Genomic DNA, 13,342 nt, shown 5'->3' on the forward strand with positions numbered 1-13,342 from the left:
GGTGCAGGTTGCGCTTTTTGGGAGTGACAGGAGTTTGCCCCTGTGGGTGACTGAAGAACTCGAGAGGATTGCTTTTTCGTACGAAGTTGTGACCCCGGAAAGGACGAAGGCCCTCTTGCCTTCATCCTTTGTCGTGGTCCTCGGAAATGCCCTCCTCACAGAGGACGAGGTGGCAGAGCTTGCGCTTCGCCTTGGGGTCAATCCCCTGAGGGTTGCGGTTTTTCCGTATGAAGAGGTGTGTGCCCTTCCTGAAGAGAAATGCCGGATGCTCTGGCGGGGTTTCCTCCGGTCCCTTGTGCCTCCGAAGGTAGAAGTCGCCGCCCGGCGGGTGACCCCAACCCGGAGGGTGCTTCTCTACCCGGAAGGTGACGGGAGGCTCTGTGAGGCATTCGCCAGAGCACGGGTTCCGGTCGTTTCTTTTCCGTCTTTTGCGCTCTCCCGCAAAGGCGTGGATTTCCACGTTATGCCGCACGATATCCCTGTGGGAGCGTGTGTCCTCATTCCCTCGCTGCAAGAAGAACCACCCGTTGTGCTCCCCCGGGAGGTTCTGGATACCGGGAGAGTCGTTGCTCTTGAACGTTTGCCCCAGGTCCTTGGGCTTTCGTCCCTCCGGAAAATGTGTGTGGTCCTCCTTGTCCCTTCCCCGCACCCGTATCCGGAGGACTGGGAGAGGATTTTTACCCTGGCTTCTTTGCCTCCTCAGGGTGCGCAGGTTTTGGTGCTCGCCGAGGAGGTGTTTGTGGCCCATGAGGGGTTTGAGGAGGCATTCCGGAGAGCCCGGGAAGCGGGAGTGCTCTTTGAGAAGCTCCCCCTCTCTCGGGTTTCCCTTTCGCCAAGCCTGGATATGCGTCGGGTGGTCGTCACGTACACTCCGGAAAAAGACCTCTTCCCTGTGCGTTGTGAAGCCCACTGGCTCGTTCTGGTGAACCGGAAAACCTGTGTGCTCCCGCCTTTTGAAAAGGTTTTTCTGAGCGACCGGGAGGTCGTTCTTGAGCTTCCTGAAAATCCCAACCTCCTTCCTTTTGCCACGAACATTCCCGGGGTTTTCGTAGCGTGGGGGGATGTGGAGGACCTCGTAGCGACCGTTTCCCGGTACCTTGAAGAGGGGAGCATTCAGGAAGAGGGGCGGGTACGTGTTGATGCAGAGCGCTGTGCCCTGTGCCTGACGTGTCTCCGGAGCTGTCCCACCGGAGCCATTGAGCTTTCAGGTAACCTCAAGCGGTGCATTGCGGTGAATGAAGCGCTGTGTGCCCGCTGCGGCATATGTGCAGGGCTCTGTCCGGCGAGAGCCATCACGTTTGAGGTGGTGCATCGTGTCCTTGGGAATCATAGGTTGTGAACGGAGCGGATTCCCGGCACTCTGTGCTCTGGGGAAGGAGGCACCGGAAATCTGGGACCGCATCGTGGCGGTGTTTCCTGTGCCCTGCCTTGGGGGTGTGGATGAGGAGACCATCCTCGGGATCCTCCTTCGGTGTGATACGCTCCTTCTTGTGGGCTGTCCCCCCGCGAGTTGCCGGAATGAGTGGGGGAGCGTCCTTGCGGAAAAGCGGGTGGCGAGGGTTTCCCGGCTCCTTGAGGAAGCCGAAATCCCCAAAAGGGTTCTCTGTGTCTTCGCAAACCCCAATCGTCTTGGAGAGCTCAAAGTGAGGGTGGTTGTGTGATCGTCGGTGAGCGGAAACCCCTCAGGGAAATCCTGGAAAGCCTCTCCCCCTACCGGGAGGTTCTGGTGCTCGGGTGTGGGGCCTGCGTTACGGTGTGCCTTGCCGGAGGGGAAAAGGAGGCCCGGGAAATGGTGGCACTGCTTCGGCTCAAAGGTTTTGCGGCAGAGGCCGCTTCGGTTGAGCGGCAGTGCGAGCGGGAATTCCTTATGCCACTCCGGGAGAAAGTCCCGGCGTTCCAGGCGGTGCTCTCTCTTGCCTGCGGGGTGGGGGTGCAGACGCTGAGTGAGGTTTTCCCGGGTATTCCCGTTCTCCCCGGTCTCAATACCAGCTTCATGGGGGCACCGCTTGCGCAGGGGGTGTGGGAGGAGCGGTGTATCGGCTGCGGAGAGTGCATCGTGCACCGCTTTGGGGGTATTTGTCCTGTGGCTCGCTGCGCCAAAAATCTCTTGAATGGCCCCTGTGGAGGATCGAAGGATGGCCGGTGCGAGGTCCGGCCGGATCGGGACTGTGCGTGGCAACTCATCTACGACCGGATGAAAGCCCTTGGGAGGCTTGAGGAGCTTCTCGTAGTCCAGCCCCCCAAGAACTGGGGGCCCTCACGCTTTGGGGCCCAGAGGAAGATTGTTCGGGAGGACGTCAGGCGGTGAGTGTGCTCCGGGAACTCCTGGAACGGGGAGTCTTTGTGGTGACGGCCGAGGTCGGTCCCCCCAAGGGGGTTGATCGGGAAAGCATAGTGAAGAAGTGTGCCCAGATTCGAGGTTTTGTGGATGCGGTGAACATCACCGACAATCAGACGGCCATCGTCCGCCTTTCGAGTTTTGCGAGTTGCCTCATCGTGCGTGAGGCAGGTCTTGAGCCGGTGATGCAACTCACCTGCCGGGACAGGAACCGTATCGCCCTCCAGAGCGATTTCCTCGGAGCCTGCGCTCTTGGCATTGAGAACTTCCTCTGCCTCACCGGAGACCATCAGAGTCTCGGCAACCATCCCGAGGCACGGAGCGTTTTTGACATCGACTCGGTGCAGCTTCTTGGTATCTTTCGAAAGATTCGGGATGAGGGCGTGTTTGCAAACGGTGAAAAGGTGAAAGGGGAAGTCCGGGCCTTCCTGGGGGCCGGTGAGAATCCCTTTGCAGATCCCCTGGAGTTTCGGGTGTTTCGTCTTGCCAAAAAGGTGGAGGCTGGAGCCCAGTTCATTCAGACCCAGGCGGTGTTCGACCTTGAGCTTTTTTCCCGGTGGATGGAGGAGGTCCGCCGCCTGAGGCTCCACGAGAAGGTCCACATTCTTGCCGGGATTATTCCCCTCAAGTCACTCCAGGCCCTCCGCTACATGAAGGACGAGGTCCCGGGAATGGTCATCCCGGCCTGGGTTGAGGAGCGGATGCGAAACGCCCGGGATCCGAAAGAAGAGGGGGTGCGCATTGCCGTTGAAACCATTGCTGCCCTTCGAGGGATTGAGGGAGTGCGGGGTGTCCACATTATGGCGGTAGCCTGGGAGAGTATTGTTCCCGAGATTGTTCGGGCCTCGGGTCTTTTCCCCCGTCCAGGTCAGGGAGGTGGCGAAGGTGTATGATATGTCCTTCCGGTACGAGGTTGCCCACCGCCCGGGAGGGGAGGGGCTTTTCCTCTGTTTTTCCTGCGGGGTGTGCACGGCGACGTGCCCAGTAGCGGAAGTCGAGGAGGAATTCAACCCTCGCCGGATCATCCACCAGGTGCTCCTTGGGGACCGGAGCGTTCTTGCGTCCCGGACCATCTGGATGTGTGCGGCCTGCTTCCGCTGTGTGGCTCACTGCCCGCAGGGGGTGGAGTTCGCCAACGTCCTTCAGGTTCTCCGGGAAATGGCGGTTGAAGAGGGTCATGTGCCTTTGACATGGAAGCGCATCATCGAGGACCTCGATTCCCGGACGCAGAGGCTTCGCCGGGATGTCATCGCTTCCCTGTGGGAGAAAAGAGCCTTCACCTTCCCGGAGTACGAGGACCTCTGGAAAGAGCGCCTGGAGGGAGGAAGGCATGGGGAGAACACCTGAGCCTTTCGGGGCAGTCCTGGTCGTGGGAGGGGGCATTGGAGGCATTGAAGTTGCCCTTGACCTTGCGGAGGCGGGGTTCTTCGTGTACCTCGTTGAGAAGTCCGCAAGCATCGGGGGACTCATGGCGCGTCTTGATAAAACATTCCCCACGAACGACTGTGCCATGTGCATTCTCTCTCCCAAACTCGTCGAATGCGGTCGCCACCTCAACATTGAGGTGCTCACCCTTGCGGAAGTGGTGAACGTCTCGGGAGAGGCGGGGAACTTCACCGTAACCGTTCGGGAAAATCCCCGGTACGTGGACGTGGCTTCCTGTACCGGCTGTGGTGACTGTGCGAATGCCTGCCCGGTCAACCTCCCCAACGACTTTGAGGGGGGGTTGAGCACAAGAAAGGCCATCTTCCGCCTCTTTCCTCAGGCGTTCCCCGGGGCTTTTCAGATTGAGAAGCGGGGAACTCCCAATTGCCAGGCAGCCTGTCCTCTTGAGCAAAAAGCGCAGGGGTACATCGCCCTTATCCGGGAGGGGCGCTTTGAAGAAGCCCTCCGGGTCGTCCGGATGGACAACCCCTTCCCGGGAATCTGTGGCCGGGCCTGCCACCACCCCTGCATGGAACACTGCCAGCGGGGCATGCTCGATGCGCCGCTCCGTATCCCGTACCTCAAGCGGTTTCTTGCCGATTTCGAGCGCGGTCTTGGCAAAGCGCTCCTTCCGGAAGCCCGGAGAGAACGTTCTGAGAAGATTGCGGTTGTCGGTGCAGGACCGAGTGGCCTGAGCTGCGCGTATTTTTTGCGTCTTCTTGGGTACCAGGTGGTGGTCTTTGAAGCGCAAAGTCACCCTGGAGGCATGATGCGTTTCGGCATTCCTCCGTATCGCCTTCCCCGGGATGTGGTGGAATGGGACATCCGGGCGTTGCAGGAGCTTGGGGTGGATATTCGCTGCAACACCGCCTGGGGAAGGGATTTCCTCCTCCAGGACCTCTTTGCCCGGGGGTTTTCTGCGGTGTACCTTGCCTGTGGGGCCTGGAAGGGCGCAAGGCTCGGGATTGAAGGGGAGGACCATTCCCAGGTCCTCGACGGCCTGGCGTACCTCCTTCGCTGCCACCGTTGCGAAGACGTTCCCAGGGCCGAGCGTATTGCCGTGATTGGTGGAGGGAACGTGGCCATTGACTGTGCCCGGACTGCCCTCCGTCAGGGGGCAAAAGAAGTCACCGTGTACTACCGCCGTTCCTTCGACGAGATGCCTGCTCGCCCGGAAGAGGTCGAGGAGGCAAAGGAAGAGGGCGTGGAGTTCGTCTTCTGTGCCGCACCGAAGCGTTTCGTTGAGGTCAACGGGAAACTCCTCCTCGAGATGGCCGGGGTCAGGCTCTGTGCTCCGGACGAGTCGGGGAGGCGGCGGCCCGAAATCGTCCCGGGGAGCGAGTTCACCGTCTCTGCGGACCTCTACATTGTGGCGACAGGCCAGAAGGTGGTCGTTCCCGAAAAGGAAGGTCTCGAGCTCACCCCATGGGGGACGGTGAAGGTGGGGAGGAATCTTGCGACCTCCCTTCCTGGGGTGTTCGCCGGAGGGGATCTCGTCCTTGGGCCGGCGACCCTTGTTGAGGCCATTGCCCACGGAAAGCGGGCTGCGTACGCCATCGATGCGTACCTTCGGGGAGTGCCCTTTGAAGAGCAGCGCCTTTCGCCTGCTCCGCTTGCCATCCCCTGGGGGGAACGGAAAAACCCTGGGGAACCCCCAAGGAAGCTTGAGGTGTCCAAGCGGATCACAGGATTTGCTGAGGTGGTTTCCGGATACACTGAGCAAGAAGCCCGGGATGAGGCACAGAGGTGTCTCTCCTGTGGTGGGTGTGCGGAGTGCCTGAGGTGTATTGAAGCGTGCAAGAGGAACGCCATACGCCACGAGGATGAGGTGCGCTTGCGAGAGCTCAGGGTGGGAGCCATCGTCTACGCCACCGGGACTGAGGTGTTCGATCCGGCGAAGCGCCTTCGAGAACTCGGGTACCGGAAGTACCCCAACGTCATCACAAGCCTTGACTTTGAGCGAATCCTCAGCGCTTCCGGTCCCACAAAGGGGAAAGTCGTCCGGCCCTCTGACGGAAAGGTTCCACGGAAAATCGCCTTCGTGCAGTGTGTGGGCTCCCGGGATCGGGAGCGGGGCGGTTCCTACTGTTCCTCGGTGTGCTGCATGTACGCCATCAAAGAGGCGCTTGTTGCCATGGAACACCTCCGGGTGGAAGGGGAAATGTCCTGCTGTGCGCCTGCCCCTGCGGGAGGGGATGTTCCCCTCGAGGTCACCGTTTTCCTCATCGACATGCGGGCCTTCGGGAAGGATTTCGAGAGGTACTACGAGCGGGCAAAGGCCTCAGGGATCCACTTTGTCCGGGGACGGGTGAGCCACATTACTGCTTCTGGCGACGGCGACCCGGTGGTCTTCTACGTTGACGAAGGCGGGAAAAAACAAAGCGAAACCTTTGACCTTGTGGTGCTCTCTGTGGGACTCTGTGTCCCGGACGAGGAGAAAGAGCGCCTTGCCCGCTGTGGTGTGACCCTTGACGGCGAAGGTTTCCCGTACTTTGCCGACTTTGGGACGCGGGAGGTCCGGCCGGGAATCTTCGTGTGCGGGAGCCTTGCCGGTCCCAAAGACATTCCGGGAACGGTGGTCGAGGCAAGTGCCGTGGCGTCTGAGGTCGGGTCGTTCCTTACCCCGTCTCGCTTTCGCCTTGTTCGGGAAAAGACCTATCCTCCGGAGCGGGATGTCACCGCTTCGCCGCTTCGAATCGGGGTCTTCGTGTGCCGCTGCGGGATCAACATCGCCGGAGTTGTGGACACAAAAGCGGTGGTGGAGTGGGCACAGAACCTCCCCGGAGTGGTGTTCGCTGAGGAGAACCTGTACACCTGTTCCCAGGACACTCAGGAGCGCATCAAGGCGAAGATTCAGGAACTTGGGCTCAACCGGGTCGTGGTGGCTTCCTGCTCTCCAAGAACACACGAGCCCCTCTTCCGGGAAACCCTGAAGGAAGCGGGTCTCAACCCTTACCTTTTCGTGATGGCCAATATCCGTGACCAGTGTTCCTGGGTCCACCAGGAGAAGAAGGAAGAGGCCACCGAGAAGGCGAAAGACCTCGTGGCGATGGCAGTGGCGAAGGCCGCTCTCCTTGAGCCCCTTGCCCCTATTCCCGTTCCTGTGGAGAAAGGGGTTCTGGTCATCGGCGGGGGGCTTTCGGGGATGACCGCTGCCCTGGAGGCGGCGCGGCAGGGTGTTTCAGTGTACCTTGTGGAACGGGAAAAGGACCTTGGAGGACAGAGCCCCCCGTACACCGTTGAAGGGAAAGACCTTGAGAAGCTTCGGGAGAAACTCAAAAGAGAGATTGCCGAAAACCCGAGGATTACGGTTTTCCTTGAGAGCAGCGTCCTTGAGGTCAACGGCTTTGTGGGGAACTTCGAGAGCGTTGTGTGCGAGAGAGGAACCCTCCACACCCTGAAGCACGGGGGCATCATCGTTGCCACGGGCGGTAGGGAGTACCGTCCCCCGGATGGAGCGTTCCTCTATGGCAGGGACCCGAGGGTCCTCACCCAGAGGGAGCTTGAAGCCGGTATCCACGCAGGGACCTTCTCGCCCCCGGGGCGGGTGGTCATGATCCAGTGCGTGGGTTCCCGGAATGCAGAGCATCCTTACTGCAGCCGGGTGTGCTGCATCCAGGCGGTGAAAAACGCCCTGCGCCTCAAGGAGATTTCCCCGGGCACGGAAGTCGTGGTGCTCTACAGAGATATGCGGACGTACGGCCTCTATGAGCGGTACTACACGAAAGCCCGGGAAAAGGGCGTTCTCTTCGTGCGGTTTGGGGATGAGGCAATGCCTGCGGTGGAGGAGGGGGACGAGGGGCTTCTTGTGCGCTTTGTCGACCCTCTCCTTGGGAAAGGCGTCACCCTCTGTGCGGACCTTGTGGTCCTCAGTACAGGCATCGTGCCCCATGAGGATGCCCCGGCTCTTGCCAGGCTCCTCAAGGTTCCCCTCACCCAGGACGGGTTTTTCCTCGAGGCCCACGTGAAGCTCCGCCCGGTGGACTTTGCAACGGAGGGCATTTACGTCTGCGGGCTCGCCCATGGGCCGAAGCTCGCCGAAGAGAGCATCCTTCAGGCAAAGGCTGCGGTCGCCCGCCTCATGACCGTCCTCAGTAAAGACGTTCTCCTTGCCGAGGCCCAGATTGCCTCGGTGGATGAGAAGAAGTGCGTGGCCTGTGGGGACTGTGAGCGGGTATGCCAGTACCGGGCAATTGCCGTGGATTGGGAAAAGGGTGTGGCACGGGTCAATCAGGCCCTGTGCAAAGGATGCGGGCTGTGCAGTGCGACCTGCCGCAGCGGAGCAATCAGAGTGTATGGTTTCACTCAAGAGGCGATTCTCTCCGAGGTGGAGTACCTCTATGAACTCTCCATGGGAACCTAAAATTGTGGCCTTTCTCTGTCACTGGTGCAGTTACGCAGGGGCAGACCTTGCCGGAGTGAGCCGGATTCAGTACCCCCCGAATATCCGGGTTGTGCGAGTACCGTGTTCAGGGAGTGTTGACCCTCTGTACATTCTGAAGGCCCTCCGGGAAGGGGCCGATGGGGTGCTCGTCTCCGGATGCCATCCCGGGGACTGCCACTACCTGAGCGGGAACTACTTTGCCCGGAGGAAGTTCCTCGTGCTCCATGAGCTTCTGGTCTTTCTTGGTCTCAGGGACCGGGTGCATTTTTCCTGGGTCTCAGCGTCCGAAGGACAGCGCTTTGCCGATGTGGTCAAAGCAGTTACTGAGGCAGTGCGAAGCCTTGGTCCAAATCCACTGCGTGAGGGGGAAAGCACCTGTGACGCTCCGTGACACTGCCCGCAAGCTCCTTGAGGAGAATAAAGTCCAGGGGGTTCTCGGGTACCGGAAGGGCTCGCTCCCCTTCCGCACCCGACCGTATCTTTTTCGGGACCCCTGTGAGGTTGAGGAGCTCATCTTCACCCCCTTCTGCGGCCTGAACCTGGCGCGGTACCTCCTTTGTCTTCCGCGAGGGATTGAGCGCGTTGCCATCGTGGCCAAGGGGTGTGATGGCCGGGCCTGTGTGGCGCTTGTGAGGGAGAACCGGCTGCGCCGGGAGAACCTTCTCATCCTCGGTGTGCCCTGTCCGGGCATGGTGGATACGAGGAAACTCGCTGAATGGGAGGACCTTCAGGAACACGAGGTGAGCTTCAGGGGCGAGGAAATCGTGATTCGGGGTGTGGCGTACCCCCTTGGATCGTTCCTTGACGCTTCATGCCGGCGCTGCCGCTATCGCAGTCCTCTTGTGTACGATATCCTCATTGAAGACAGTGAGGTGCCGTCGCTTCCCCAGGAGGATACCCTGAGAGAACTCCGGAGTCTCCCCGAAGAAAAGCGGTGGGAATTCTTCCGGAAGGAACTCTCCCGGTGCATCCGCTGCTACGCCTGCCGCAACGCCTGTCCCATGTGCTACTGCAAGGAGTGCTTTGCCGAAAGCCACAAACCCTCGTTCCTCCATCCTTCCCCAACGCTCCGGGATAACTTCGTCTTCCACCTGGGACGGGCGATGCACCTTGCCGGGCGCTGTGTCGAGTGCGGAGCCTGCGAGCGGGCATGCCCCCTCGGGATACCGATTGCCACGATGTTCCTTGCTGTTTCCGACACCGTGCGGGAGCACTTTGCCTTTGAGGCTGGGGTGGACGTCGCAGCCCCGGCACCTTTTGTGACGTACCGGGAGGATGACCCCAATGCGTTTATCCGGTAACGGTGTGGTAGTCACCCGTGAGGCTTTCCTTGAGTGGTTGAGTCGTGGGAAGACTTTTGTGACGGAGGTGGTGGCCAGGCGTTTTCGCCTTCCCTTTCCCGCTGTTCCCACCCCTAAGACCATTCTCCTTCCCCAGCGGGAAGCGCTGTACCGGTTCTTCTGGGCAAAGAGGACGTGGAACGTGCATCCCCTCCCCCCGGAGGGTACACCTGTTCTCCTTCTTGCCGCTCCCTGTGAAGTGAAAGCCGTTACCGATGTTCTTGACGCCGTTTTTCTCGGGAATGCTCCTCAGGACCCGCACTATGCAACACGGCGCAAGAACCTCTTCCTCGGCGCTTTGGGGTGCACCTTTTTTGAGGCCACCTGTTTCTGCACAAGAGTCGGGGGGCATCCACTTTCCCGGGAAGGTGCGGATTTCTTCGCCCTGCCGCTGTCCTCTGGGGTGTACTTTGAGGGTGAGGGACTGTCAGGGCGGCCCCTTGCATCCAGCGAGAAGGAGGAACTCGAAGCACTTGTGGCAGACCTTGGGAAGACCGCTCCCCCACCCTTCCCCGAAAAGACCCCGGAGTACCTCTACGAGGCCTTTGGACGTGACATCTGGGAGGATATTGCCTGGGGGTGCCTGAACTGCGGGGCCTGTACGTTTCTGTGCCCGACGTGCTTCTGCTTTGACCTGGCGCTTGAAGGGAGGCTCCGGGGGGCGATGATCCGGACCTGGGATAGCTGCATGTTCCCGAAGTTCACGCTCCACGCTTCTTCCCACAACCCGAGATCTCACCCCATGCAGCGGGTTCGCCAGAGAATCCTCCACAAGTTCTCGTACCATCCCCTCCGGAAAGGTGTATTTGGCTGTGTGGGGTGCGGGCGATGTGTGGCGCTGTGTCCGGTCAACTGGGATATTCGGGAAGCGGTCGAGAGGGTGGTGTCCTGTGCCCTGTGAAGGAATATACACGCCGTGCCTTCTCCCCATAGCGGAGATTGTCGAGGAGACCCGGGATATCAAGACCTTCCGGATTCCACGTCCCGAGCACTTCGTGTACCGTCCGGGGCAGTTTGCCGGAATTTTCGTGCCCGGAGTGGGAGAGGCACCCTTTTCCATCTCCTCCTCCCCCACCGAGGGGGCTTTCCTTGAGTTCAGCATCAAGCGCATCGGCTCGGTGACTCAAGCGCTACACCGCTTAAATCCTGGGGATATGGTTGGCCTGCGGGGACCCTACGGGAACGGGTTTCCGATTGAGGAACTCCTCGGGAAGCACCTCCTCTTTGTGGGTGGGGGGATTGGCCTTGCGCCCCTGCGTTCCCTCATCAACTACGTGCTCTCTCCGGAGCACCGCTCGTCTTTCGGGGATGTCTTCATTCTCTACGGTGCCCGCACACCTCAGGACCTTGTCTTCCGGTGGGAGCTCAAGCGCTGGGAAGAGCGAGACGACTTGACGCTGTGTCTTACAGTCGATGAAGGCGATGCGTCCTGGGAGGGCAGGGTGGGGCTTGTGCCGAACGTCCTCCGGGAGGTTTTCTCCTTCCCGTGCACCAAGTGGGTGAGTATTGTCTGCGGCCCCCCGATTATGATAAAGTTCACCATCAAAGCACTCCGGGAGCTTGGCTTTGCACCGGGGGATATCATCACGACCCTCGAGATGAAAATGAAGTGTGGTCTTGGGAAGTGCGGGCGCTGCAATATCGGCCCGTATTACGTGTGTCAGGACGGACCGGTGTTTTCGTATGAAACCCTTTTGAAGATGCCAGAGGAGTACTGACCATGGAGTACCGGGAAGCTCTGGAGTACCTTTATGGGCTCATCAATTACGAAAAGGCCCGGGTTCCCTACACGGACTTAAAGCTCGAACGCATGCGGGAGTTTATGGAGCGTCTGGGGAACCCCCAGAAAACCATCCCCACGGTCCTTGTCGCCGGAACAAAGGGGAAAGGCAGCACCTCCTACATGCTGCACCGGCTTTTCGGCGCTTTTGGCCTGCGCTGCGGCCTCTTCTCCAAGCCCCACCTTCTGACTTTCCGGGAACGCATCCGCATTGACGACCGGCTCATAAGCCCCAAGGAGCTTGCCCGCCTTGTGGACCGGGTTCGCCCCATAGTGGAGGCAATGGAGCGGGAATCCCCTTGGGGACAGCCCACGTACTTTGAAGTTGCCGTGGGTCTGGCACTTCTCTATTTCCTCGAAAAGGACGTCGATGTGGCCGTGGTGGAGGTTGGTCTTGGAGGGCGACTTGATGCCACCAACGTCACCGAGCCTCAGGTGACGGTCATCACTCCGGTAAGCTTCGACCACATGGAGGTTTTGGGGAATACTCTCGAGCAAATCGCCTGGGAGAAGGCCGGGATTCTCCGAAGCAACATCCCTCTTGTACTTGCTCCCCAGAGGAAAGAAGCCCGAAGGGTCATTCTCCGGGAGGCGGAGGAGAAAGAGGTGCCGGTATTTGAAGTCACAGAAGAATGCCATGCCGACATCACCTTCCGTGGTTTTCAGGGTTCTCGATTCCGCTTCCACGTTCAGGGGTGGGGAGAGGGGGAGATCATGCTTCCCCTTCTTGGGGACCACCAGGTGGAGAACTTCCTCGCTGCCCTTCTTGTCGTAAAGCTCTTCGGCCTTCCCTGTGAGGTTTCCCGTCTCCAGGAGGTTACGGGCACTTTCCGCTGGCCCGGGAGGGTGGATGTACTCTCTCTTTCGCCTCTTCGCGTTTTCGATGTCGCCCACAACCGGGCGTCGTTTGAGGTGCTCCTTGCAACCCTTCGGGACTACCTCGACGTTAAGAAAGCCGTGTGCCTTCTGGGGTTCCTTGAAGGGAAAGACTGTGCAGGAATTGCCGAGGTGCTCCGGACTTTCCCTGGATACTGCATCTTCACCGAACCCTTCCATCCCAAAGCCCTGCCGGTGGAGGTGGCGTCGTCCTTCTTTTCTTCCCTCGGCGTTCCCATAGAGCTTGTTCCCGACCCATACCGGGCTCGGGAAAGGGCGGAAAGCGTGGCGAGAACCCTTGGCCTTCCTCTTCTTGTGGCCGGCTCGTTCTACCTTGCCCGACTCTTTAAAGAAGCCCTGCGTTTTGAGGAAATCCTTGAAGAGGAGGTGGAACTGTGCTGATTGTGGCCGAACGCATCAATGCGACCCGGAAACCTATCCGGGAGGCCCTGGAGCGGAAAGATGTGGCGTTTCTCCTTGAGGAAGCGAAAAAGCAGGAAGCGGCGGGTGCCCATTTCCTGGACGTGAATGCTGGAACCGAGGCAGAAAAGGAAATTGAGAATCTCCCCTGGCTTGTGGAACTCCTGCAGGATGCGGTGAACATTCCGCTTTGCCTTGACACCGCAAATGATGAGGCTCTTGCCCGGGCCCTGCGGGTGTACCGGAAGGGGGAGGTCATGATTAATTCCTTCACCGCTGAGGCTCGACGGATTGAAGCCGTGCTACCCCTTGCTCAAGAGCACAAAGCGTACGTGGTGGGGCTGGCCATGGGGGATGGGGGGATTCCGGAGACCGTGGCCGATCGTCTGAAGCTTGTGGAGCGCCTGGTGCAGGCAACTGAAGATTACGGTATTCCCAGGGAGCGGCTCTTCATCGACCCCCTTGTGGTGCCCATCGGAACGGACCAGAGACAGGGCAGAGTATTCCTCGAGACCCTGCAAGCCCTCAAGCAGGAGTTTCCCGGGGTGCGAACGATCTGCGGGCTGAGTAACATCTCTTTCGGCATGCCCAATCGTCGTCTTTTGAACCGCACCTTTCTGGCCCTCTGTATCGGGTATGGTCTTGATGCGGCAATTGTTGATCCGCTCGACCAGGAGCTCATGGCTGTGCTCTTTGCTGCTCTTGCCCTCACCGGGCAGGATGAGTTCTGCATGAATTACATTGCGGCCTATCGTTCCGGGAAGTTGTGTTCCTGAGGC

Annotated in this window: 12 protein-coding genes; all 12 read left to right on the top strand. The window is 59.8% G+C overall.

What is annotated here, in order from left to right; translation table 11 throughout:
* Position 1 precedes the first annotated feature (1 nt).
* Genes ACPT9Q_RS09195 through ACPT9Q_RS09250 form a run of 12 tightly spaced genes read left to right on the top strand, consistent with a single transcriptional unit; the run spans position 2 to position 13,339 of the window.
* A complete protein-coding gene (locus ACPT9Q_RS09195) occupies positions 2-1,339 on the top strand; it encodes a 4Fe-4S binding protein (protein ID WP_427365639.1) in 1,338 nt (445 codons plus the stop codon).
* Entirely contained in the window at positions 1,314-1,661 is a 348-nt protein-coding gene (locus ACPT9Q_RS09200) for a hydrogenase iron-sulfur subunit (RefSeq protein ID WP_427365640.1), read from the top strand. The genes ACPT9Q_RS09195 and ACPT9Q_RS09200 overlap by 26 nt, the downstream gene beginning before the upstream one ends.
* Positions 1,658-2,308, top strand: coding sequence for a methylenetetrahydrofolate reductase C-terminal domain-containing protein (locus ACPT9Q_RS09205; protein WP_427365641.1), 651 nt, complete (start codon positions 1,658-1,660; stop codon positions 2,306-2,308). The genes ACPT9Q_RS09200 and ACPT9Q_RS09205 overlap by 4 nt, the downstream gene beginning before the upstream one ends.
* Positions 2,305-3,231, top strand: a complete 927-nt coding sequence (locus ACPT9Q_RS09210; RefSeq protein ID WP_017873388.1) for a methylenetetrahydrofolate reductase — start codon at positions 2,305-2,307, stop codon at positions 3,229-3,231. Before ACPT9Q_RS09205 ends, ACPT9Q_RS09210 begins: the two co-directional genes overlap by 4 nt.
* Positions 3,215-3,685, top strand: coding sequence for a 4Fe-4S dicluster domain-containing protein (locus tag ACPT9Q_RS09215; protein WP_427365642.1), 471 nt, complete (start codon positions 3,215-3,217; stop codon positions 3,683-3,685). The genes ACPT9Q_RS09210 and ACPT9Q_RS09215 overlap by 17 nt, the downstream gene beginning before the upstream one ends.
* A complete protein-coding gene (locus tag ACPT9Q_RS09220) occupies positions 3,669-8,126 on the top strand; it encodes an FAD-dependent oxidoreductase (RefSeq protein ID WP_427365643.1) in 4,458 nt (1,485 codons plus the stop codon). Before ACPT9Q_RS09215 ends, ACPT9Q_RS09220 begins: the two co-directional genes overlap by 17 nt.
* Positions 8,104-8,538, top strand: coding sequence for a hydrogenase iron-sulfur subunit (locus tag ACPT9Q_RS09225; protein ID WP_017872480.1), 435 nt, complete (start codon positions 8,104-8,106; stop codon positions 8,536-8,538). The genes ACPT9Q_RS09220 and ACPT9Q_RS09225 overlap by 23 nt, the downstream gene beginning before the upstream one ends.
* Complete coding sequence (locus ACPT9Q_RS09230; RefSeq protein WP_427365644.1) at positions 8,525-9,448, top strand: 4Fe-4S dicluster domain-containing protein; 924 nt, start codon at positions 8,525-8,527, stop codon at positions 9,446-9,448. Before ACPT9Q_RS09225 ends, ACPT9Q_RS09230 begins: the two co-directional genes overlap by 14 nt.
* Positions 9,432-10,388, top strand: a complete 957-nt coding sequence (locus tag ACPT9Q_RS09235; protein ID WP_427365645.1) for a 4Fe-4S dicluster domain-containing protein — start codon at positions 9,432-9,434, stop codon at positions 10,386-10,388. The genes ACPT9Q_RS09230 and ACPT9Q_RS09235 overlap by 17 nt, the downstream gene beginning before the upstream one ends.
* A complete protein-coding gene (locus tag ACPT9Q_RS09240) occupies positions 10,378-11,205 on the top strand; it encodes an FAD/NAD(P)-binding protein (protein ID WP_427365646.1) in 828 nt (275 codons plus the stop codon). Before ACPT9Q_RS09235 ends, ACPT9Q_RS09240 begins: the two co-directional genes overlap by 11 nt.
* Positions 11,206-11,207: 2 nt before the next feature.
* Positions 11,208-12,545: a bifunctional folylpolyglutamate synthase/dihydrofolate synthase gene (locus ACPT9Q_RS09245; protein ID WP_427365647.1), complete on the top strand. Its 1,338-nt coding sequence runs from the start codon at positions 11,208-11,210 to the stop codon at positions 12,543-12,545.
* Positions 12,539-13,339, top strand: coding sequence for a dihydropteroate synthase (locus ACPT9Q_RS09250; protein ID WP_017872485.1), 801 nt, complete (start codon positions 12,539-12,541; stop codon positions 13,337-13,339). The genes ACPT9Q_RS09245 and ACPT9Q_RS09250 overlap by 7 nt, the downstream gene beginning before the upstream one ends.
* Positions 13,340-13,342 lie beyond the last annotated feature (3 nt).

The organism is Candidatus Caldatribacterium saccharofermentans (genome assembly GCF_050267035.1).
In the GTDB taxonomy this organism is placed as follows: Bacteria; Atribacterota; Atribacteria; order Atribacterales; family Caldatribacteriaceae; genus Caldatribacterium; species Caldatribacterium saccharofermentans.

Bases quoted from the DNA above. Each gene is read 5' to 3' on its own strand.
- ACPT9Q_RS09220 (WP_427365643.1), top strand. From the start codon at position 3,669: ATGGGGAGAACACCTGAGCCTTTCGGGGCAGTCCTGGTCGTGGGAGGG.
- ACPT9Q_RS09225 (WP_017872480.1), top strand. From the start codon at position 8,104: ATGAACTCTCCATGGGAACCTAAAATTGTGGCCTTTCTCTGTCACTGG.
- ACPT9Q_RS09245 (WP_427365647.1), top strand. From the start codon at position 11,208: ATGGAGTACCGGGAAGCTCTGGAGTACCTTTATGGGCTCATCAATTAC.
- ACPT9Q_RS09235 (WP_427365645.1), top strand. From the start codon at position 9,432: ATGCGTTTATCCGGTAACGGTGTGGTAGTCACCCGTGAGGCTTTCCTT.